General features: G+C 63.6%; 19 protein-coding genes and 1 pseudogene. 3 read left to right on the forward strand and 17 right to left on the reverse strand.

All coding sequences use genetic code 11. The annotated features are described in order from the left end of the window. Positions 1–189 precede the first annotated feature (189 nt). The 14 genes and pseudogenes from QZ634_RS07260 to hfq form a co-directional block, all read right to left on the reverse strand. Positions 190–2,143 (reverse strand): annotated as a pseudogene (locus tag QZ634_RS07260) (bifunctional 3-phosphoshikimate 1-carboxyvinyltransferase/cytidylate kinase). Positions 2,144–2,145: 2 nt separating this feature from the next. Continuing rightward, on the reverse strand, positions 2,146–3,033 hold the full coding sequence (locus QZ634_RS07265; RefSeq protein ID WP_291986824.1) for a prephenate dehydrogenase/arogenate dehydrogenase family protein: 888 nt from the start codon (positions 3,031–3,033) through the stop codon (positions 2,146–2,148). 25 nt (positions 3,034–3,058) lie between these two features. Next, positions 3,059–4,147, reverse strand: coding sequence for a histidinol-phosphate transaminase (gene hisC, locus QZ634_RS07270; protein WP_291986826.1), 1,089 nt, complete (start codon positions 4,145–4,147; stop codon positions 3,059–3,061). Between the two features lie 26 nt (positions 4,148–4,173). Continuing rightward, entirely contained in the window at positions 4,174–5,265 is a 1,092-nt protein-coding gene (pheA, locus tag QZ634_RS07275) for a prephenate dehydratase (RefSeq protein WP_291986827.1), read from the reverse strand. A gap of 106 nt (positions 5,266–5,371) precedes the next feature. Next, positions 5,372–7,987: a DNA gyrase subunit A gene (gene gyrA, locus QZ634_RS07280; protein WP_291986829.1), complete on the reverse strand. Its 2,616-nt coding sequence runs from the start codon at positions 7,985–7,987 to the stop codon at positions 5,372–5,374. 224 nt (positions 7,988–8,211) lie between these two features. Further along, positions 8,212–8,703: a hypothetical protein gene (locus QZ634_RS07285; protein WP_291986831.1), complete on the reverse strand. Its 492-nt coding sequence runs from the start codon at positions 8,701–8,703 to the stop codon at positions 8,212–8,214. A 137-nt stretch (positions 8,704–8,840) separates the two neighbouring features. After that, positions 8,841–9,866 (reverse strand): hypothetical protein, encoded by a 1,026-nt coding sequence (locus QZ634_RS07290; protein WP_291986833.1) that lies wholly within the window; start codon positions 9,864–9,866, stop codon positions 8,841–8,843. Positions 9,867–10,102: 236 nt separating this feature from the next. After that, on the reverse strand, positions 10,103–11,410 hold the full coding sequence (locus QZ634_RS07295) for an adenylosuccinate synthase (RefSeq protein WP_291986835.1): 1,308 nt from the start codon (positions 11,408–11,410) through the stop codon (positions 10,103–10,105). A gap of 5 nt (positions 11,411–11,415) precedes the next feature. Next, positions 11,416–12,576 carry an ATP phosphoribosyltransferase regulatory subunit gene (locus tag QZ634_RS07300; RefSeq protein ID WP_291986837.1) on the reverse strand — a complete coding sequence of 387 codons (1,161 nt, stop codon included), beginning with the start codon at positions 12,574–12,576 and terminating at the stop codon, positions 11,416–11,418. After that, positions 12,573–12,758: a DUF2065 domain-containing protein gene (locus QZ634_RS07305; protein WP_042330770.1), complete on the reverse strand. Its 186-nt coding sequence runs from the start codon at positions 12,756–12,758 to the stop codon at positions 12,573–12,575. The genes QZ634_RS07300 and QZ634_RS07305 overlap by 4 nt, the downstream gene beginning before the upstream one ends. Then, positions 12,755–13,645: a protease modulator HflC gene (hflC, locus tag QZ634_RS07310; RefSeq protein ID WP_291986838.1), complete on the reverse strand. Its 891-nt coding sequence runs from the start codon at positions 13,643–13,645 to the stop codon at positions 12,755–12,757. The genes QZ634_RS07305 and hflC overlap by 4 nt, the downstream gene beginning before the upstream one ends. Beyond that, positions 13,645–14,922: an FtsH protease activity modulator HflK gene (hflK, locus tag QZ634_RS07315; RefSeq protein ID WP_291986840.1), complete on the reverse strand. Its 1,278-nt coding sequence runs from the start codon at positions 14,920–14,922 to the stop codon at positions 13,645–13,647. The genes hflC and hflK overlap by 1 nt, the downstream gene beginning before the upstream one ends. A 20-nt stretch (positions 14,923–14,942) precedes the next feature. Next, complete coding sequence (gene hflX, locus QZ634_RS07320) at positions 14,943–16,115, reverse strand: GTPase HflX (RefSeq protein WP_291986842.1); 1,173 nt, start codon at positions 16,113–16,115, stop codon at positions 14,943–14,945. A gap of 113 nt (positions 16,116–16,228) precedes the next feature. Continuing rightward, positions 16,229–16,468 (reverse strand): RNA chaperone Hfq, encoded by a 240-nt coding sequence (hfq, locus tag QZ634_RS07325; RefSeq protein WP_043565359.1) that lies wholly within the window; start codon positions 16,466–16,468, stop codon positions 16,229–16,231. Between the two features lie 238 nt (positions 16,469–16,706). On the opposite strand from hfq, the gene QZ634_RS07330 reads away from it, so the two are divergent. From QZ634_RS07330 to QZ634_RS07340, 3 genes are all read left to right on the forward strand, one after another. Next, positions 16,707–16,874, forward strand: a complete 168-nt coding sequence (locus QZ634_RS07330) for a hypothetical protein (protein WP_291986844.1) — start codon at positions 16,707–16,709, stop codon at positions 16,872–16,874. Between the two features lie 147 nt (positions 16,875–17,021). Next, the gene (locus QZ634_RS07335) at positions 17,022–17,381 is read left to right on the forward strand and encodes a CidA/LrgA family protein (protein WP_291986846.1); all 360 of its coding nucleotides are present in this window, start codon (positions 17,022–17,024) and stop codon (positions 17,379–17,381) included. Further along, on the forward strand, positions 17,378–18,100 hold the full coding sequence (locus tag QZ634_RS07340) for an LrgB family protein (RefSeq protein WP_291986847.1): 723 nt from the start codon (positions 17,378–17,380) through the stop codon (positions 18,098–18,100). The genes QZ634_RS07335 and QZ634_RS07340 overlap by 4 nt, the downstream gene beginning before the upstream one ends. Before the next feature lie 94 nt (positions 18,101–18,194). Here the strand turns inward: QZ634_RS07340 and QZ634_RS07345 are convergent, their stop codons facing one another. The 3 genes from QZ634_RS07345 to QZ634_RS07355 form a co-directional block, all read right to left on the reverse strand. Beyond that, positions 18,195–18,605, reverse strand: a complete 411-nt coding sequence (locus QZ634_RS07345) for a universal stress protein (RefSeq protein WP_291986849.1) — start codon at positions 18,603–18,605, stop codon at positions 18,195–18,197. A gap of 177 nt (positions 18,606–18,782) precedes the next feature. Further along, positions 18,783–19,727: an aldo/keto reductase gene (locus QZ634_RS07350; protein WP_291986851.1), complete on the reverse strand. Its 945-nt coding sequence runs from the start codon at positions 19,725–19,727 to the stop codon at positions 18,783–18,785. A gap of 40 nt (positions 19,728–19,767) precedes the next feature. Then, on the reverse strand, positions 19,768–21,036 hold the full coding sequence (locus QZ634_RS07355) for an MFS transporter (RefSeq protein ID WP_291986853.1): 1,269 nt from the start codon (positions 21,034–21,036) through the stop codon (positions 19,768–19,770). Positions 21,037–21,127 lie beyond the last annotated feature (91 nt).

Consider the following 21,127-nt stretch of genomic DNA (forward strand, 5'->3'; position numbering starts at 1 on the left):
TGAATTGAGTTACCTAACCGCAGAGCTGCGGGGTGAGTTAAAAAACGATCACCAGTTCCGAGCACTCCGCATCGCGCACCAGAGCGGTGAGCACGAACACTGCACTGGCAGACCCCGGAGGGAACGGCCACTGTGCCGACGGAATGACGTGTGGAACTGACAACACCTTTGGCGAACGGCAAAGCCGTTTCACCCGCTTTCGGAGACCTTGTTGACCCAGTCCAGCACCTGCGCCACCGCGGTGGCTATGGTCAGGTTTGTCGTGTCGAGCAATTCAGCATCCGCACTTTGCTGCATCGGAGCGACGCTACGTTGGCTATCCCGTTCGTCACGTTCGCGCAGATCCAGCAAGAGGGCTGCAATACTAGCAGCGATTCCTTTTTCGATCAACTGCTTATGGCGCCTCTCGGCGCGTATCTCGACGCTCGCCGTGAGGAAGACTTTGGTCATCGAATCAGGGAATACCACCGCGCCCATATCGCGCCCGTCGGCCACCAGTCCGGGCGGGCGGCGGAAAGCCCGCTGCCGGAAGAGCAGGGCGGCACGTAATGCAGGCAGCGCGGCGACCCGCGACGCGCCGCCCGAGATTTCCTCGCTGCGAATGGCATCGCCGACATCTTCACCGGAGAGCCTGATTACCCCGCCTGCGAAGTCGACGTCGAGACTGGCAGCAATCCCCGCCACAGCCGCTTCGTCGTCCCAGCCGACGGCGGCCCTGCGGGCAGCCAGTGCAGTAAGGCGATAGAGCGCGCCGGAATCCAGATAATGCCAGCCGAGCGCCGCGGCCACTCGCGAAGCGACTGTCCCCTTGCCGGAAGCCGAAGTGCCATCGATAGCCACCACCGGCACTGGCTGGGTGACTGCGGCGAACCGCGTGAAGTAGTCCGGGAAAGTCTTGCCGACGGCCGCCGGGTCATTGATTCGCAATGGCGTACCCAGCGCCGCCAGCGAAAAGCACATCGCCATGCGATGGTCGTCGTAGGTATCGATTGCCGCCGGACGAAGACCCCGATCTCGGGCCGGCGGTACGATGCGGATGAAGTCTTCGCCTGTTTCGACGCTTGCACCCAGCTTCTGCAACTCGCAGGCCATGGCCGCAATGCGGTCGGTTTCCTTTACGCGCCAGCTGGCGACATTGCGCAAAGTCGTCGGCCCTTCGGCGAACAGCGCGACGGTGGCCAGCGTCATGGCCGCGTCGGGAATGTGATTGCAGTCCAGATCTACACCCCGAAGCCTGCCGTTGTCCGCGGCGGCGGCCTCGATCCAGGTATCGCCAACGGTGATTCTCGCCCCCATCCCGGCCAGTGCATCGGCGAAGCGCACATCGCCCTGAAGCGAGTCGCGACCAACGCCCTCGACGCGTAGCGGACCACCGCCAAGCGCTCCCAAGGCAAGAAAATATGACGCCGACGAGGCATCGCCTTCAACTTCCACCACCCCCGGCGAGCGATAGGCGCTACCGGCGGCGACCGTGAAGCGCTGCCAGCCCTCGCGAAGCACCTTGACGCCAAAGCGCGCCATGCTGGCCAGCGTGATGTCTACGTAGGGTCGGGAAATCAGCTCGCCAACGACTTCGACCGTCGTCGCAACGCCGCGCAGTGGCAAGGCCATCAGCAAACCGGTGAGAAACTGGCTCGACACGTCACCGCGCACTCGGACCAGCTCGACGGGGCACGGCGTCGGTGCAGAGATCAGCAGTGGCGGAAAACCGCCCTGCTCCGCGTAAGCAATCTCGGCCCCGAGCTGGCGCAAGGCATCGACGAGGTCGGCGATCGGTCGTTCGTGCATGCGCGCGACGCCCGAGAGTCGATAATCGCCGCCAGCCAGAGCGAGTACCGCGGTCAACGAACGGAAGGCCGTTCCCGCGTTGCCGAGAAAAAGATCGGCCTGGCGAAGCGGAAAAAACGCCGCCGACGCCGCTGACCCGAAAGCGCTTGTCGGCCAGCGCCTCGACCTTGACGCCAAGTGTTCGCAGCGCATCGATCATTCGTGCCGTATCGTCCGACTGCAGCAGGTCACGAAGCTCGGTGTCGCCGCTGGCCAGCGCGGCCAGGAGCAAGACGCGATTGGAAATGCTCTTCGAACCGGGCAGGCGCAGCGTGCCCCGGGCAGCGAGCAGCTGCGGCAGATCGATGAAGTCCACGTTCAATTCCTTGTTTTGCTCTCCGCCCACTCGCGCCGCGCCGTGCGGGCGACGTCGAAGGTGGCCTCCAGACTGGCGCCGTCGCCGCGTTGCAGGGCGTCGCGCAGCTCGTCTAGCTGCTCCCGGTAACGATCGAGTTCCTCGAGCAGGGCCTTCTGGTTGGCCAGACAGATGTCGCGCCACATTTCGGGATGGCTGGCGGCAATGCGCGTGAAGTCGCGGAAACCGCTGGCCGCGTACGCGAAGAGAAGCTCGCGGTTGTCACGACGCGCCAGATCGTGCACCAACGCAAACGACAGCAGGTGCGGCAAGTGGCTGACGGCAGCGAAAACGCGATCGTGTTCGGCCGGAGCAAGCTCCCGGATCTCGCCTCCACAAGCTTCCCACGCTGAACGTACGCGCGCAATGCTCAGCTCGCTGCTCTCTGCCAAGGGTGTCAGCACCACCTGCTTTCCACGATAGAGGTCAGGCCGCGCAGCAAGTGCGCCACTGTTCTCGGCGCCGGCGATCGGGTGCGCCGGGACGAATTGTCCGATGCGCTCGCCAAAACAGGCGCGCGCGGCCTTGACCACGTCTTCCTTGGTGCTGCCGGCGTCGGTCACCACCGTCTGCGACCCCAGGCATGGCGCGATGCGCGCCATGACCTCCGGCGTCGTCCCGACCGGGGTGGCGATGAGCACCAGGTCGGCATTCGACACTTCCTGGCCGACGTTGAAGCCGGCGCGATCGACGATACCCAGTTCCAGCGCCTGGGTCAGCGAGCCAAGAGTCCGTCCGAAACCGACCACCTCGGCGGCCTGTCCGGCGGCCTTCAGCGCCAGCGCAAAGGAGCCACCGATCAGGCCAACGCCAAAGACGACGACCTTGCCCAACGGAGCCGTGTCGCTCACGGCAGGAAAACCACGCGAAGATCACTCACAAGGACACCTCCAGAGCTTCCAGGAAACGGCTGTTTTCGCTCTCGGTGCCGATCGTGACGCGCAGCCAGTCGGGCATGCCGTAAGCCGCAATCGGGCGGACGATCACCCCGTTCCCGAGCAGCTTCCGGTTTACCGCTGCCGCCTCCGGCACGCAGAAAGTCAGGAAATTGCCGTGTGACGGGATATGGCGACAGGCGAGTCGTTTCAGGCCGGCAATGATCTGCTCCATGCCCGCACGGTTCAGCGCGTAGCTCCTGGCGACGAATTCATGGTCGTCGAGCGCCGCCACAGCCGCCGCCAACGCCAGGTTGTTGCAATTGAACGGCTGGCGAACGCGATTCATCAGGTCGGCAATTTCCGCCGAGCACAGCGCGTAGCCGATGCGCAGACCGGCCAACCCGTAGATCTTCGAGAAAGTGCGCGTAATCACCAGGTTCGCATGCCCGGACAGCCAGGCGGTCGTATCCACGCGCTCGGCGGGCGGCAGGTATTCGTTATAGGCTTCGTCGAGGACCACCACGATGTTCGACGGCACCGCTTGCAGAAACGCCTTGAGCTGCGCATACGGCAGAAAAGTACCGGTTGGGTTGTTCGGGTTGGCAATCCAGATCAATCGCGTGTTGGGCCTGATCGCCGCCAGCATCGCCTCCAGGTCATGACCGTAGTCGCTGGCCGCGACGGCAATGGGCTCGCCGCCAGTGGAAATCGTCGCCAGCGGATAGACGGCAAAAGCATACTGAGCGAAGATCGCCGAGCGGCCCGGGGCGAGAAAAACACGAGCGACCAGATCGAGCACGTCATTCGACCCGTTACCGAGAACGATGCGCTCCATTCCCAGACCGCTACGCTCAGCGAGCGCCTGCTTCAAGGCGAAGTCATCCGGGTAGCGCGACAAGCCAGCGATCGCCACACCCACCGCTGCCTGCGCCTTGGGACTCATACCGAGCGGATTCTCGTTCGACGCCAGCTTGACGATCCTGTCGACAGGCAGGCCCAGGTCCCGGGCCAGCTGGGTTATCGGTTTTCCCGGCTGGTACGGTGAAATCGAGCGAATGTACGGCAATGATTGTTCGTCGAGTGGCATCTGCGTTCCGCGAAAAGTCGATCGGCCTAAGTGGCGGCCATCGGGTACGAGCCGAGAATCTTCAGGTAGGGCGCACGCCGCGCAAGCTCGGCAAGCGCCGTCCTGACCGCCGCGTCGGCACGGTGACCTTCGAGATCGACGAAGAAGACGTAGGCCCACAGGGTATGCCGTGCCGGCCGCGACTCGAGCCGGGTCATCGACACGCCGGCATCGGAGAACGGCGCGAGCAGCTTGCTCAGCGCGCCGGTCTGATTATGCGCCGACATGATCAGCGACGTCCGGTCGCGCCCCGAAGGCCCGGCGTCCTGGCGGCCAAGAACGACGAAACGCGTCGTGTTGTTCGGTTCGTCCTCGACGTTACTCGCCAGCTGCGGCAGAGAGTAGCGCTCGGCAGCAGCCTGGCCGGCGAGCGCCGCCGCGCCCGCTTCGGCGGCCGCCAGCTGCGCCGCCTGCGCATTGCTGCCCACCGAAATGCGCTGCGCCTGCGGCAGCGAGCGATTCAGCCACTCGTGGCACTGCGCCAGCGACTGGGCGTGGGAATACACTTTCTTGACCTCGCCGAGCGAAGCCTCGTTCGACAGCAAATGCTGATGAATGCGCAAGACCACCTCGCCACAGATCTTCAGTGGTGTGGTCAACAACAGGTCGAGCGTGCGCCCGATTGCCCCCTCGGTTGAGTTTTCGATCGGGACCACTGCGTAATCGGCATGGCTGGCCTCGACTTCCCGAAAGACATCATCAATCGAAATCTGCGGCATCAGACGCGCGGCGTGGCCGAAGTGCTTGGTCGCGGCGCTTTCCGAAAAGGTCCCGAGCGGGCCCAGGAAAGCAATTCCCAGGGGCTGCTCGAGCGACAGGCAGGCGGACATCACCTCGCGGAAGAACCAGGTCACGGTCTCGTTCGACAGCGGCCCCGGGTTCTCTTCCTGAATGCGATGCAAGACCTGCGCTTCACGTTCGGGGCGATAAATGAAACCCGCCTCACCGTGACGCGCCTTGATCTCGCCAACCTGCTGGGCAAAACGCGCACGCTGATTGAGCAGTCCGAGCAACTGCCCGTCGACGCTATCGATCTGCTGCCGGACAAGCGCGAGTTCGCGCTGCAGGTCGTCGCTCATCACGCCGCCGCCGCGTGCCCAGCCAGCGCCAGCGGCAGCCGCACGACCGACGCGAACTGCCGGGCGAGAGCTCGACACCGGCGATCAGACACGCGGTCCATGCGTATCACTCCTCTTCTGGATCAGCGGGGGCGTCCTGCCCCCCCGGCGCACTGCTGTGCTCATCCAGTTCACCAACGTCGGCGTCATCTTCGCTCTCGACCACTTTCTCCAGACCGGCAAGCTTTTCGCCGGCGTCAAGCGCGATCAGGGTGACACCCTGCGTGGCCCTGCCGAGTTCACGGATTTCGCGTACGCGGGTGCGGATCAGCACGCCGCCGGTGGTGATCAACATGATTTCGTCGTCGTCGGAGACCAGCCGAGCGGCAACCACCTTGCCGTTGCGTTCGCTGGCGGCAATGGCGATGACGCCTTGCGTACCCCGTCCGGAATGGCGGAAATCGGCCAGCGCGGTGCGTTTTCCGAAGCCGTTCTCGGTGGCCACGAGAACCGTTTGCTGGTCGCTATCGGCGATCAGCAGCGACAGTGCCTGCTGCCTGTCCACCAGTCGCATGCCGCGCACGCCGCGCGCGGTGCGCCCCATCGGCCGCACGTCTTCCTCGTCGAACCACACCGCCTTGCCAGCGTCGGAGACGAGAATCACGTCCTGACTGCCATTGGTGACCTCGGCGCCAATCAGGAAATCCTCGTCGTCGAGGGCGACGGCAATGATGCCGTTCTTGCGCGGATTGGAGAAATCGGACAGAGGCGTTTTCTTCACCGTTCCCTGCGACGTGGCCATGAAAATGTAGCGATCGTCGGCAAACTCCTTGATCGGCAGGATGGCACTGATCTTTTCGCCGTCCTCGAAGGGGAAGACATTGACCACCGGCTTGCCGCGGCTGGTGCGCGTCCCCTGCGGCACTTCGTAGACCTTCAGCCAGTACACCCGGCCGCGATTGGTGAAGCAGAGAATCGAGTCGTGAGTATTGGCCACGAACAGGCGATCGACGAAATCGTCGGTTTTCATCGCCGCTGCCTGCTTGCCGCGCCCGCCGCGCCGTTGCGCACGATAGTCGGCCAATGGCTGCGACTTGATGTAGCCGGTATGCGAGAGCGTCACCACCATGTCCACCGGGGTGATGAAATCGGCAATGCCGAGATCCTGCGTGCTGATGACGATCTCCGAGCGCCGCTTGTCACCAAACTGGGCGCGGATCCCGGTCAGCTCTTCGACGATCATCTCGGTGATCCGCTCGGGTCGCGCCAGGATATCCATCAGATCGGCAATACGCGCCAGCAGTTCGCCAAAGTCGGCAACGATCTTGTCGCGCTCTAGGCCGGTCAGGCGTTGCAGACGCAGTTCCAGGATCGCCTGCGCCTGCGCTTCCGAAAGCTGGTAACCGCTCTCCGACAGGCCGAATTCGAGCCCCGTTCCGTCCGGCCGGGTCGCGTCAAGCTTGGCGCGGCGAAGCATCTCGGCAACCGTCGGCGACTTCCACGGCCGCGCCATCAGGCCTCGGCGGGCATCGGCCGGCGTCGGCGAGGCCTTGATCAGGGCGATGATTTCGTCGACATTGTCGAGGGCCACCGCCAGACCTTCCTGGATATGCGCCCGCTCGCGCGCCTTGCGCAACTCGAAAACCGTACGTCGGGTAAGCACTTCACGGCGATGCCAGAGGAAGCACTCGAGCATCTGCTTGAGGTTCAACAGCCGCGGCTGACCATCGACCAGCGCCACCATGTTCATGCCAAAGGTGTCCTGCAGTTGCGTCTGCTTGTACAGGCAGTTGAGGACCACCTCGGCGACTTCGCCGCGCTTGAGCTCGATTACCACGCGCATACCCGACTTGTCGGACTCGTCGCGCAGATCGGAAATACCCTCGATGCGCTTGTCGTTGACCAGTTCGCCGATCTTTTCGAGCAAGGTCCGCTTGTTCACCTGGTACGGCAGTTCGTCGATGATGATCGCCTGCCGGTTGCCCTTTTCGAGATCCTCGAAGTGCGTCCGGCCACGCATCACCACCCGCCCGCGCCCGGTACGATAGCCCTCACAGACACCGGCGATGCCGTAGATGATGCCGGCCGTCGGAAAATCCGGGGCGGGCATGATGGCGATCAGTTCGTCGATCGTCGCCTCTGCGTTCGCCAGCAGGACCAGACACGCGTCCACCACCTCGCCAAGGTTGTGCGGCGGGATGTTCGTCGCCATTCCCACTGCGATACCCGAGGAACCGTTGATCAGCAGATTCGGAATGCGCGCCGGCATGACCAGCGGCTCCTGCTCCGAGCCGTCGTAGTTGGGCCCGAAATCGACCGTTTCCTTGTCGATATCGGCCAGTAGCTCGTGGCCGATTCGCGCCATGCGCACTTCGGTGTAGCGCATCGCCGCGGCGTTGTCGCCGTCTACCGAGCCGAAGTTCCCCTGCCCGTCGACGAGCATGTAGCGCAAGGAAAAATTCTGCGCCATACGCACAATGGTGTCATAAACCGCGATATCGCCATGCGGATGGTACTTACCGATGACGTCACCGACGATCCGTGCCGACTTCTTGTAAGGCTTGTTCCAGTCGTTCGACAACTCGTGCATGGCGAACAGCACGCGGCGATGCACCGGCTTCAGGCCATCGCGGGCGTCGGGCAGGGCACGCCCGACGATCACGCTCATGGCGTAGTCGAGATACGATCGACGCATCTCGTCTTCGAGACTGATGGGCAGGGTTTCTTTGGCGAAGGCTTCCATCTTTTTTCCGCTGGCAACGTGACTTCCGGAGGAATGTCATCGTCTTGATCAAGCCCTTGATTCTAGCACGCCAGCCCCTTCCCAAGGCTCGACGAGTGGCTGATTAGCAGAGGTTTTTGCGCCACCCGGCCAGGTGGGGACGAGATACAAGCGGATGGCATCCCGGCGCGGGCAGGACAGGCGGGCGCGCCGGGAAACCCGGCAGACCAGCGGCGGTCAACAATTCAGCGCTTTTCCAGCCTCGCCGCATTCGCCTGCACCTGCCGAAGCACCGGCGCCACGCCCTGGCTCGCCACGTCGGCAACGCTGCCAAGCAGCCGAAACCAGCCGACGGTGACATTGATCAAGGTCGTGCCCAGTTCCGCCTGCCGCTCGCGGAACTGTTCGGAATTGCGACTGCAGACCAGCGACAGGCTGTCGCTGGTGCAGGCCAGCATCGACTGCCCGGCGTGCGTCCAGAACTGTTGCATGGCAGGAAGCATCGCCGCGGCCATCGCGGTCGCAGATTCCAGAGGCACTTCGACCTTCTCGCGAGTCATCAGGGCCGCCTCGGCCCAGTCTGCTCGTCGGGTGAGCGCTCCCGCGCGCAGCAGGCGGCGGCTTCGATAACTGATAACCGCGGTACTCGCCGTCATCAGGCGGCTGGTCTGCCGCCCCAGGCGGGTCCACTGGAGAACCGGCGCCAGCAGCTGGTCACGGAGTTCCTCTCGATTCATGCCTGATCCTCCTGTTTGCTTGGCCGATATGCGACGGCATATCGCTGCCCGGGCGATTGTACACGTCGCCACCGCGATGAACAGCGAAATCGAAGCGGGCTGCGCGGCCTTCCGCTGCAGACAACGGCGTACATGCGCTAGAGATAACGCGCGGCGGCGTCGAAATTGATTGTCCGGGAAGGAAGGTCTGCGCGCGCGAAGCGCGCCAGCACGAAAGCTCGCCGTACCGGCGGAGCACCCGTCAATTCCGCCAGCGAGAAGTCGACATCGGCGACAAGATCTGCGCTCGCTTCGTCGCACAGCACGTTCATCGTGTTCAGACGCAAAGTCTTCTGCGCCACACACAGGCAGCGCTGTGGATGCTCAAGCACCTCCTTCAGACACGCCAGCTCCATTTCGAGCGCCGCCTGACTATCGCCGACGGCCTCCAGCTGGCGCCCGTTTTCCAATAGCTTCGCCTGCAGCTCGGCTTGCTCGGACACTTCGCCCGGAGCACCACCGAACATTGTCCCCAGGCCCGGCCCCTGCCTGCGAAGCAGGCGCAGACGCGCCCGGATCAGTGCGCGATTACCCTCCAACTCCTGCCGCTCGGCCCTGTCCTCGCCGATCTCCGACAGGGCCTGCGCGAGCAGATAGTCGAAGGCTTGCACCCCGATCAGGCGACGCAACTCGCCCTCGTCCTGGGCACAGACATGCGCGCGATGGTCCGAGAAGCTGACGCTCGTTTGCACCACGTCACGGCGGACGAGTTCGCCGTGCAAGGCTAACCCGAAAATGCGCTGCTCGTTGAAGCTCATGCCCAGAAGCACGCAGGCCTCATCAAGGGCGGGATACTTGTCAAACAGCGTGCGCAGGTTTTCCGAACGACCGAGAACCGTCGGGATATCCGACGGCGCGACAAAAAACGCCCGCAAGGCGCGATCGGAAGACCAGGTGGCCGACGACACAAGCCTGGCACCGGGCAGTTCCTCGACCATCGCCCGTAGATACCTGATCGTCGTATCGACCGCCGGCGCCAGGCGCGCATGGCAGGAGGGCAGTACGCTCAGGCGCGGGTTGGTCAGCGTGATCGCTTTCTCGGTAGCCCCGCGAATCATTGCCTCCGATACACGATCGGTATCGAATTGCGCCGGCCGGTTCATGAACCAGTCGAGAATTCCCATGCCTGCCTCCTGCGGTAGCGAAACCTGGCGGCATGATATCAAGGACGCAAGCGATGTCCAGACGCCGCTGACGAATCGGACGACGAGAAGGCGTCAGGCGATTCGAACGAACCGCCCTCGCTGCGACATGGACCCGCTTCCCCAAGCCGATTGAACGCCGGCCTAGCGGAGCTTGCAGCGCTTGCAGAGGGCCGTGGCGGCGGGCGACGCGCGCCGAGCTCAGATCAGGGGCGGAATCAGCCCAGCGGGTGGCGGTGAACCACGGTCTCGCCGCGCTCCGGACCGGTCGACACAATATCGATCGGCACTTCGCACAGCCCCTCGATGCGCGCCAGGTAGGCGCGTGCCGTGGCTGGCAGCGCGGCCATCGTATTCGCACCGACCGTCGACCCCGACCAGCCGGGCAAGGTCTCGAGCACAGGCTCGCACGCCGCAACGTCATCGGCCCCCATCGGCAGCAGGTCTACGGGCTTTCCGTCGAGCAGATAACCGGTGCAAATCTTCAGCTCGGACAAGCCGTCGAGGACGTCGAGCTTGGTGATGCACAGCCCGGTCACGCCGTTGATCTGGATCGAACGTCTGAGCGCCGCCACGTCGAGCCATCCACAGCGGCGCTTGCGCCCGGTAACAGTGCCGAATTCACGGCCTTTCTGCGACATCTGGTAGCCCGGCAGACCCTCTTTCTCGATATCCAGCTCACTCGGAAACGGACCACCGCCAACGCGTGTGCAATACGCCTTGGTAATTCCGAGAACGTAATGCAGCATCCCCGGGCCGACGCCGGACCCGGCAGCAGCCTGGCCGGCGACGCAGTTCGACGAGGTCACGAAGGGGTAAGTGCCGTGATCGATGTCGAGCAAGGCACCCTGGGCACCTTCGAAAAGCAGATTGTGGCCGGCTTTGTTGAGCGCATGCAGCGCCGCCGAGACGTCGCTTACCAGAGGCTTGATCACTTCGGCGTCAGCCATTGCCTGCGCCAGCACAGCGTCGAAATCGACGGCCTGGGCGCCCAGGTAGTGGGTCAGAACGAAGTTGTGATAGTCCAGGTTCTCGCGCAAGCGCTCGGCGAAGCGTGCTGGATAGAACAGGTCGTAAACGCGTAGCGCGCGGCGTGCAACCTTGTCTTCATAGGCCGGGCCAATACCCTTGCCGGTCGTGCCGATCTTCAGATCCGCACACTTGGCCGCCTCGCGAGCATGATCCAGTGCCGAATGGTAGCCGAGGATGATCGGGCAACCGGGACTGATCTTCAGGCGCGAGCGCACGTCGATATTTCCCGACTCGAGCACTTCCATCTCGCTGATCAGGTGGTGAATGTCGAGCACCACTCCGTTGCCAATGAAGCAGTCGACGCCTTCGCGAACGATTCCCGAGGGTACCAGGTTGAGCTTGTATACCTTCTCGCCGACAACCAGGGTGTGGCCAGCGTTGTGCCCTCCCTGGAAACGAACGACCCCCTTCGCGCGATCAGTCAGCCAGTCGACGATCTTGCCCTTGCCCTCGTCGCCCCATTGCGTGCCCACGACTACGACGTTCTTGGCCATGCTTGTTATCCGTCCCTGTTGATTGCCTTGATTACCCATTGCCCGTCGGCGTCGACCAGTTGCCGGTCGCACAACGGTCCGGCGCTGCCCTGTTCGTCGGGCAGAAGTTCGACGACGACCTCACCCTGCGCCCGCAAAGCCGCGATCGCTTCGGCCAGGGCGCTGCATTCAGCCGCGTAAGGTGCCAGCACTGCCCCCGCCTGTTCGCCACGCGCGCTCGTCAGCCGCGCCAGCTCGCGCAGGTCCAGCGAGAAACCGGTCGCTGGCCGTTCCCGACCAAAGCTCTTGCCGACGCCGTCATAACGCCCGCCGAGCGCGACAGCACTCGGAAAGGCCGCGTGATAGGCGGCGAAGACAACACCATTGTGATAACGATAGCCACGCAAATCGGCCAGGTCGAACGACAGGGGCAGGTCCGGCAGCGCCGCCCGCAGTTCGCGCAAGGCGTTGAGAGCCGCCGTGATTGGCGGCAGGGCCGGCAAGACGCGAGCGGCAACGGCAAGCGTCGTGACGTCGCCGTAGAGTTCGGGCAGGGCGAGCAGCGCCGAGCGCCAGGGCTCGGCCATGCTACTGCACCGCTCGCGCAGTCTTGGGACGTCCTTGGCCTGCAATAGCTGCAGCAGCGACCCCTCGAGTTCGCCATCGAGACCAGCGGCATCCACCAGCGCGCGAAATACGCCGACATGACCGAGGTCGATGCGCGCGGCCGGAACGCCAGCGGCGTTCAAGGCATCGGCCATCAAGCGGATCACTTCGCGATCAGCGGCCAGTCCGGCATGCCCGAAAACCTCGGCCCCGAGCTGTATCGGTTCGCGACTCGCGGCCAGCGACGCCGGCAGGGTGTGGAGAACACTGTCGCAATAGCAAAGCCGGGTGACCCCCTGGCGATTGAGCAGATGGGCGTCGATGCGGGCAACCTGCGGCGTCATGTCAGCGCGCACGCCGAGCGTGCGGCCCGACAATTGGTCGACCAGCTTGAAGGTGCGCAGCTTCAGATCCTGCCCCGAACCGGTGAGCAGGGAATCGAGATGCTCAAGCAGTGGCGGCAGCACCAGCTCGTAGCCATGGACGCGGAAAAGGTCGAGCAGCGCCCGCCGCAGCCGTTCGATCTGCGCGGCTTCGGACGGCAGCGCGTCGGCGATATGTTCGGGAAGCAGCCAGTTCATCGGAAGACCATCAACAAAACCAGCCCGATCAACATCGACGTCAGGCCAACGAAACGGATTTGCCCGTCGGAACAACGGATCAGGCGACGAAATGTCTCACGCCAGGCGTTCGGCGCGACGAACGGAACCAGTCCTTCAAGCACCAGCATGAGGGCAAGAGCAAGCAACAGATTGTCGGTCATTTGGCGGTGTTGTCGCCGCCTCGGCCGATGGTCTTCATGTATTTGAAGAAATCCGAACTCGGCTCGACGACGATCACGTCGCTCTTGCCGTTGAAGCTGTTGCGATAGGCCTCCAGACTGCGATAGAAGGCGTAGAACTCCGGATTCCGCTGAAACGCCTGGGCATAGGTCGCCGCCGCCTTGGCGTCGCCCTCACCCTTCATCTTCTGCGCGTCGCGATACGCTTCGGCAACGATCACCTCGCGTTGCTTGTCGGCGTCAGCGCGTATTTTCTCGGCTTCGGCAGCGCCCTGCGAACGCAGCTCATTGGCCACCCGCTTGCGTTCGGCGTCCATCCGCCGATAGACCGATTCGCTGACGTCACTTGGCAGTTCAACGCGCTTGACACGCACGTCGACAATCTGCACACCGATCTTGCGCGCATCAAGATCGGCTTTCTCGCGCATCAACTCCATCAGCTGATCGCGCTCACCCGAAACCACATCATGCACGGTTCGCTTGCCGAACTCCTCGCGCAGGCCGGCATTGACCGTTTGCGACAGTCGTGTCTTGGCACGCGATTCGTCACCAGCCACCGAGATGTAGTAAAGCTTTGGGTCGATGATCCGCCACTTGGTGAACGAATCAACCAGGACGTTCGTCTTCTCTGAAGTGATGAAGCGCTCGGGCTCGGCAGCGTCCAGGGTGAGAATGCGCTTGTCGAAGTAGCGCACGTTCTGGATCAGCGGCCACTTGAAATAGAGACCGGGTTCGTCGATGACATCGCGCACCTCGCCAAGCTGAAAGACGATGGCGTGCTGGCGCTGATCAACGGTGAAAATCGTCGCGCCGAGAACGACCAGCGCAGTCACCACGACGGCCGCAAGAAAATTAATGCTCGCTCTCATCAACGGGCCTCCCGATCACGCTGGCGCAGGGTTTCGCGCGAACGGCCTTCGCTCATTTGCGGCGGCACCTCGTTGGATATCGGCGGCGACGAACGAGCCGCCACCGCAGGCGTTTCAGGGCTGCTGGCAGCGCCACCAGGCGACGCCGCGACCGCCCCGGCGGCCTGGATCAGCTTGTCGAGCGGTAGATAGAGCAGATTGCCCTGCCCCTTGCTATCGACCAGCACCTTGCTGGTATTCGCATAGACCTCCTGCATGGTGTCCAGGTACATGCGACTGCGGGTCACTTCGGGCGCCTTGGCGTACTCGGTGTAGATCTGTGTGAAGCGGCTGGCATCACCCTCGGCCCTGGCGATGACGCGCTGCTTGTAGCCTTCGGACTCCTCGAACAGGCGTGCCGCCGTCCCGCGCGCTCGCGGAATCACATCATTGGCGTAGGCCTGGCCCTCATTCTTCTGCCGAGCACGATCCTGCGAAGCCTTGACCGCATCATCGAACGCCGCCTGAACCTGCTCTGGCGGCTGCGCGTTCTGCATGGTGACCTTCGAAATTAGAATCCCCGTCTTGTAGCGATCAAGGATCTCCTGCATCAGCTGCGAGGCCGTGACCGCCACCTGTTCGCGACCTTCGTAGAGAACGAAGTCCATCTTGTTCTTGCCGACGATCTGGCGAATGGCCGTCTCAGCCACCTGCATCACCGCCTCGTCCGGATTTCTGTTGGCAAAGACGTAGTCAACGGGGTCCTTGAGTATGTATTGCACGGCAAACTGAATATTGATGATGTTTTCATCATCAGTGAGCATCAGCGCCTCTTTGAGAACCTTATTCCTCTCGGTGCCGCGATAACCGACTTCGAGCGTCCGCACGCCGGAAAGGTTGACCAGCTCATGCGACTGGATCGGGTACGGCAGGCGCCACCTCAGACCCGGATCAGAGCTTTCCTTGTAGCGACCAAACTGGAGCACGAGACCACGTTGCCCGGCGTCGACGATGTAGAAGCCGCTAGCCAACCAGACGATGAGCACCAGGACAAGCAGCACACCGATGCCGCCACCGAGGAATTTTGGACTGAACTGGACCGGTGGGCGATCGCCGCCATCACCGTCGCCACCGCGGTCGCCGCCCCCCCGTTTCTTGTCGAAAATTCCCGACAAACGACGATTGAGGTCGCGCCACAACTGATCGAGGTCCGGCGGCCCCTGATTGGGACGCCGTCCACCGCCGCCATCGTTGTTATCGTTGCCGCGATTTCCCCACTGCGGATCATTCAACGACATACGCACTCCAGGGATTGAAATCATGCCGAACCATCTGAATCAAAAACCATATCGATATCCTGTAAGTCAGCATCACCGGATGACTGCTGGCGCAGATTCCGGGTCTTGGCCAAAGCCACCTCGGCCAGCGCCTCGCGCAGCAGCGACAAGCCGTCGCCGCGTCTGGCGCTGACGCGAACCCGCAGGAGTGTACCATATTCATCCCGCTCGACTGTCGGCGGCAGGCCGGTAAGATCGAGCTTGTTGAGTACCATCAGTTGCGGAACCCCGGCAGCGCCGATCTCGGCCAGCACCTTGTTGACATCGCCCACCTGCTCGTCGCGCGCCGGACTAGCCGAGTCAACCACGTGCAGCAAGAGATCCGCCTCGGCCGTCGCTTCCAGCGTGGCGTGAAAAGCGGCCACCAGCGAGTGCGGCAGGTCGCGAATAAAGCCGACGGTATCGGAGAGCACGATATGCCCGGCCTCGGCCAGCCACAGCTTGCGCGTGGTCGTATCCAGCGTCGCGAAGAGCTGGTCGGCCGCAAAAACGCCGGCATGGGTCAGCGCATTGAACAGGGTCGATTTGCCGGCGTTGGTATAGCCAACCAGCGACACGTTGAGCAACTCGCCCCGTCCACGTGCCTTGCGCTGAACGCCACGCTGGCGCTCGAGCTTGACCAAGCGCTCCTTGAGCGACTTGACCCGAATACCGAGCAAGCGACGGTCGGTTTCCAGCTGCGTCTCTCCCGGACCGCGCAGACCAATACCCCCTTTCTGCCGCTCCAGGTGTGTCCAGCCACGAACCAGCCGCGTGGACAGGTGTTCGAGCTGCGCCAGCTCGACCTGCAACTTGCCTTCGGCGCTCTTTGCCCGCTGCGCAAAGATGTCGAGAATCAGACTGGTCCGGTCGATGACGCGACACTGCAGTGCCTGCTCGAGATTGCGTTCCTGGCCAGCGCTCAGTTCGTGATTGAAGATCACCAGGTCGGCCTCGTGCGCAAGCACCTCGGCGGCCACCTCCCCGACCTTGCCCTTGCCGGCGTAAGTCGCCGCGTCCGGGCTGTGGCGACGACCATGGACCACCGCGCAAATCGACGCACCGGCAGAAAGCGCCAGCAGGCGGACTTCTTCAAGTTGCTCGGCGAGGTCGTCGTGGCCGAAGTCGAGCTGGACGATGACCGCCCTTTCCTCGGCTGAGGGACGCTCATGCATGCAGATATTCCGGGAGAATTGGCTCCGCCGTGAAGAGATCGGAGCAGGTCAGAAGGTCGGAACAGGGGGAATTGGCGCGCAGACTCAAGCCGCAGCAGCCGGACGGTAATCGATCAGCCCTCGCCGTTGGCATCCTGCTGGATGGTGATCGGACGCGAGGGCACAACCGTCGAAATCGCATGCTTGTAGACCATCTGGGTGACCGTGTTCTTGAGCAGGACGACGTACTGATCAAAGGATTCAACCTGACCCTGCAGTTTGATACCATTGACCAGGTAAATCGAAACCGGCACTCGTTCACGCCGCAATGTGTTGAGAAACGGGTCTTGTAGAAGTTGCCCTTTATTAGTCATACGTCGAACTCCGTATTTATTCGTGTTTTGGAGAGACCAGCATAATTGATTTTACTGCCGTTTGCCATATCAAGGTCAAAGCAGAATTCGCGCCCCGATTCCCGGGGTCCACTTGCCGGCATTCTGGCGATGATGCCGCGGCAAGCGCCGCCCCCCTTTCCGCCAGCGCCGCCGCCTGGCCCGGAGGAGCGGCGCGCACCAAAACGCCACGGGCTTTCGTCACCCAAAGGAGAAACTGATGGAGCCGGAATCGGCGCTCGGCATCGACTGGGGAGCCATAGCCCTGCTGGCGATCATCGCCGCAGGCCTGGTGTGGGGCCTGCGCCTCTTTTTTCGACTGAATCGCAAGGATCTCGAAAGCCTGGAGGAGACGCTGGAGAACGAGAGCGAAGACAAGAAGGAGTAGAGCGTCCGGGTCGGCTCGTTCGCATGATCACTTGCCCGTGCTCGTCCTCGCTCCGGCCCGCGCCTGTCCGAGCATGGATGGCGGATGCCCGCGCGGGCGCTTCCGCTATACTGGCGGCCACGCCACCTCTCCGCCCGGGCCACCAGCATGATCGGTGCCATCACCCTGCTCCTGGTTTTTCAGCTGATCGGCGAGGTCTTCGCCAGAACACTGGCCTTGCCGATCCCGGGGCCGGTGATCGGCATGGCGTTGCTTTTTGCCGCGCTCGTCGCACGCGGCGGCCCCTCCGGCGAACTGCGCAATACTGCGCAGGGACTGCTGCAGCACCTCTCGCTGCTCTTCGTCCCTGCCGGTACCGGCGTCATGCTGCACTTCCAGCGCATGTCAGACGAATGGCTGGCGCTGGCGCTTTCCCTGCTCGGCAGCACGTTGATCACCATCGCGGTCACCGCGCTGACGCTAGGCTTTCTTTCCCGGCGCCGAGACCGGCAGAGTGACGCGCCGTGAACGCCCGCCTTGACGAGATCTGGGTCTACCTGTCCGCTTCGCCGCTGCTCGGCCTGACCCTGACGCTGCTCGCCTATCAGAGCGCGGTCCACGTCAGCAGACGTTGCAATGGCCATCCGCTGGCCAATCCCGTTCTACTGGCGGTGGCCACGCTGGTCAGCCTGCTGTGGATTACCGACACCCCGTACGGCACCTACTTCGACGGCGCGCAGTTCGTGCACTTCCTGCTCGGGCCGGCGACCGTCGCCCTCGCCATTCCCCTCTACGCTCAGCTCGCCCGCCTGAAACGCCTTGCCATCCCGTTGCTCGGCGCCCTGCTCGTTGGCTCGCTGAGCGCCGCGCTCTCGGCCGTCGCCATCGGCGGCGTGCTCGGCGCCAGCAAGGCGACACTGCTGTCGCTGGCACCCAAGTCGGTGACCACCCCGATTGCCATGGGCATCGCCGAACGCATTGGTGGCCTGCCGTCGCTGACCGCCGTATTGGTGATCACCACCGGCATCATTGGCGCGATTGGCGCGCGCTATATCTACCGCGCCCTGCACATAGAAGACGACAGCGTGCGCGGCTTCGCCATGGGTATCGCCGCGCACGGCATCGGTACCGCACGCGCCTTCCAGGAGAGCGAACAAATGGGCGCCTTCGCGGCCCTGGCGATGGGTCTCAATGGCCTGACCACGGCACTCCTGCTGCCGGTGCTTGTTCCCTGGGTGTTGAGCTAGCGCTGCGCCGCGCGGCGCTGGTGCAACGGGTATCGGCCTACCTCAGCCCGCGTGATCGCCCGATGAATCGGGCGAAAGCCGGAAGTCAGCTGCGCTAGCGAACCACCAATACGGAACAGTTGGCGTGGCGCACTACTTTGGCCGCGGTCGAGCCGAGAAAATAATCCTGCAAGCCGGGACGATGTGAGGCGATGATGATCAAATCGACCTTGTTCTCCTTGGCCACATCGAGAATCGTATCGTAGGAATGGCCGGTCCTTACATCGACATCCATGTGCATGCCACTGGCTTTGGCTATCGCTGTCAGTTCCGTTTTTGTCGCTTCGACTGATTTATGGAGCAGGCCTGCCGGCAGGTCGACCGCCGCCCAGTTCGGAATGTCTTCCACTACGTTCAGCAAAATGATCTTCGAACCCTGCGCACCGTAGCTTGCGGCAAGAGTGACGTTGGCCTTGCCTTTGGCGAGGTGTGCCATGTCGATGGGTACCAGAACAGTCTTGTACATGTTGATAGTCCTCTGCTTTTCGGCCTGAATGAAGCTGCGAAGAGTCAAACACACTGACGCCATTGACAAGTATCACTGACGCAAGCCGCCACAGTCAATCGCGGATTCAGGCCACGGTGTTTTGTGGTCGCGGCACGCGCAAGACCCCCTTCCCGTGGCGGCCAGCAAGGCCGGCGCTCAAATCCGCGCCAGATACTCAGCCATCCTCGCTCTCTGTCGGGCATCGGGCAGCCGCCCACGCGCTGCGCCGAGGTTGTCTTCCAGGTGCTTGACCTTGCTGGTCGCCGGGATGACGCAGCTTACTGCCGGCTGGGCGAGGATGAACTTGAGGAAGAACTGGGCCCAGCTGGCGCAGTCGAATTCCGCCGCCCATTCGGGCAGCGGCTTGCCGCGCACGCGCGGAAACAGCGAGGCCTTGGCGAAGGGGCGGTTGATGATGACGGCGATCCCCAGATCCTGGGCCAGCGGCAGTACGCGCTCTTCGGCGTCGCGTTCCGCCATGCTGTAGTTGATCTGCACGAAATCGGGGTTTTCGGCGCGCAGTAGCGCTTCGACCTCGCGGTAGGCGCCTTCGTGATAGTGCGTGACGCCGAGATAGCGAATTCGTCCCTGCTCCTTCCACTCGCGCAGGGTCGGCAGCTGCGCCTGCCAGTCGAGCAGGTTGTGTACCTGCATCAAATCCAGCTGTTGCGTACGCAAGCGGCTGAGTGATGCCTCCATTTGTCGAATGCCTTCACCGCGCCCGCTGGTCCATACCTTGGTCGCCAGGAACAGCCGGTCGCGCACGCCGAGCTTCGCCGCAAGTTCACCGAGCACCGATTCGGAACGCCCGTACATCGGCGAACTGTCGACCAGCTGCCCGCCGAGCGCCACGAAACGCGCCAAAACCGGTTCCAGGGCCGTGCTGGCGGAATCGGCGACATCGAAGGTCTGGTAGGTACCCAGCCCGACGGCGGCGATCAGTTCGCCGGACGACGGGATGCGTCGCCGGAGCAGGCCGCCCTCCGGCGTGCCGGATGGCGCACCGAGTACGCTTCCGGCCACGGCCGCGCCGCTGGCGGCGATCGCCTTGAGCAGCGCGCGCCGCCCGTAAACAACCGAACCTCGATCCCTGGCTTTCATCACCGTCTCCTTTCGTCTTGCCGCGGGCGACGCTGCGCGCTCACCGCGCGCCCCGCCGCGCCCTCTCCGCACCCGGTCCGGGCGCCGTTTCCGCCACCTGCTGCTGATAACGCCTGCCGAGCCTGATTGCCAACCAGGCCAGCGCCAGAGCGCCGGGAATTGCCGCCAGGGCGACGCCCGAGGTGCCCATCCCCGCGGCGGCGTGCAACCAGCCGCCAAAGGCATCGCCGGCCCGGGTGACCACGGTATCGAGGACGTTCTTGGCCTTGTAGCGGGATTCCCGCCCGACCGCCGTAAACAGCGCCTCACGCGCCGGGCGCAGCAGCCCGTGGCCACCGGCGCGCGAAATGACCTGGATCAGCAGCACCGTGATCAGCAGCGGAATGGCGGCCAACGCGGCCAGCGGAACGACCAGCAACACGGGTACCGCCGCCAGCGTGATGCCGACGCCCAGTCGCTGCATCAGGCGACCGGCGACCATCGCCTGCAGCCCAAGGGCGATCAGGTTCACCGCCAGATCGATGAGCGCGAAGAGCTGCGTGCGTGCTTCGGTACTCAGGGCGGCTTCCTTGACCAGACGCGCCTGCTCGAAATAGACAAAGGTGGCGAGCACGCTTTGCAGCACGATCAGCAGCGCAATCATGGCCAGAAAAGGGGACGAGGCGATCTCCGCCAGGCCGGCCAGAACCCTGCCGCCGAGCGGCTGCAGCAGCTCGGCCTGGAGATGGCCGTCCAGCACGCGCAGGATGCAGAGCAGGGAAAGCATCATCAAGGCCGCCGAAACCAGCAACAGGCCATGAACGCCAACCGAGTGCACCGACAGGGCAGTGATCGCCGGGCCGACCAAGGCTCCGCTGCTGCCGCCGGCGGCAATCACGCCGAACAGGCGCCGCGCCTGCGCGTGCGTAAAGCTGTCGGCCATCGCCGTCCAGAACAGCGAGACGACGACCAGGTTGAAAACGCTTACCCAGACAAAGAGGGCGAGCGCTGCCGCGGGCGAGGCGCCGCCGGCTATCCAGGCCCGAAAGCCGGCCAGAAGCAGCGCCGTGATGCCGAAAACGGTGGCCAGCAAGGCACGCCGCGGCAAGCGGGCGGCCGCCCAGCCATAGAGCGGCACGATCGCCAACATGCCGACCAGGGTCAGCGTGAATGCCCACTGCAGCTTGTCCGGCCCGATCTGGACGCCCATCTCCTCGCGCACCGGGCGCAGCACGTAATACCCGGCCAGGAGCAGAAAGAAAGCGGCAAAGGACCAGAAAAGGGCTCGCCCTTCGCCCGCACGGCAATCGACAAGCCGCAGCCAGGGCACGGCTCAGGCCGCCGGGTGCCCAGGCCACGGCGGCGGCGCGGCGGCGCAGCACAGGCGGGCGCAGGGGCGAACGGCAAACGAGGGGCCGCTG

It is taken from the genome of Candidatus Accumulibacter sp. ACC007 (genome assembly GCF_907163205.1).
GTDB lineage: Bacteria > Pseudomonadota > Gammaproteobacteria > Burkholderiales > Rhodocyclaceae > Accumulibacter > Accumulibacter regalis.

Coding starts and splice junctions, on each gene's coding strand:
- gyrA (WP_291986829.1), bottom strand. CDS start 7,987: ATGGAAGCCTTCGCCAAAGAAACCCTGCCCATCAGTCTCGAAGACGAG.
- QZ634_RS07285 (WP_291986831.1), bottom strand. CDS start 8,703: ATGAATCGAGAGGAACTCCGTGACCAGCTGCTGGCGCCGGTTCTCCAG.
- QZ634_RS07290 (WP_291986833.1), bottom strand. CDS start 9,866: ATGGGAATTCTCGACTGGTTCATGAACCGGCCGGCGCAATTCGATACC.
- QZ634_RS07335 (WP_291986846.1), top strand. CDS start 17,022: ATGATCGGTGCCATCACCCTGCTCCTGGTTTTTCAGCTGATCGGCGAG.
- hflC (WP_291986838.1), bottom strand. CDS start 13,645: ATGAGAGCGAGCATTAATTTTCTTGCGGCCGTCGTGGTGACTGCGCTG.
- QZ634_RS07350 (WP_291986851.1), bottom strand. CDS start 19,727: ATGAAAGCCAGGGATCGAGGTTCGGTTGTTTACGGGCGGCGCGCGCTG.
- QZ634_RS07295 (WP_291986835.1), bottom strand. CDS start 11,410: ATGGCCAAGAACGTCGTAGTCGTGGGCACGCAATGGGGCGACGAGGGC.
- hisC (WP_291986826.1), bottom strand. CDS start 4,147: ATGCCACTCGACGAACAATCATTGCCGTACATTCGCTCGATTTCACCG.
- QZ634_RS07305 (WP_042330770.1), bottom strand. CDS start 12,758: ATGACCGACAATCTGTTGCTTGCTCTTGCCCTCATGCTGGTGCTTGAA.
- QZ634_RS07345 (WP_291986849.1), bottom strand. CDS start 18,605: ATGTACAAGACTGTTCTGGTACCCATCGACATGGCACACCTCGCCAAA.
- pheA (WP_291986827.1), bottom strand. CDS start 5,265: ATGAGCGACGACCTGCAGCGCGAACTCGCGCTTGTCCGGCAGCAGATC.
- QZ634_RS07330 (WP_291986844.1), top strand. CDS start 16,707: ATGGAGCCGGAATCGGCGCTCGGCATCGACTGGGGAGCCATAGCCCTG.
- QZ634_RS07300 (WP_291986837.1), bottom strand. CDS start 12,576: ATGAACTGGCTGCTTCCCGAACATATCGCCGACGCGCTGCCGTCCGAA.
- hflK (WP_291986840.1), bottom strand. CDS start 14,922: ATGTCGTTGAATGATCCGCAGTGGGGAAATCGCGGCAACGATAACAAC.
- hfq (WP_043565359.1), bottom strand. CDS start 16,468: ATGACTAATAAAGGGCAACTTCTACAAGACCCGTTTCTCAACACATTG.
- hflX (WP_291986842.1), bottom strand. CDS start 16,115: ATGCATGAGCGTCCCTCAGCCGAGGAAAGGGCGGTCATCGTCCAGCTC.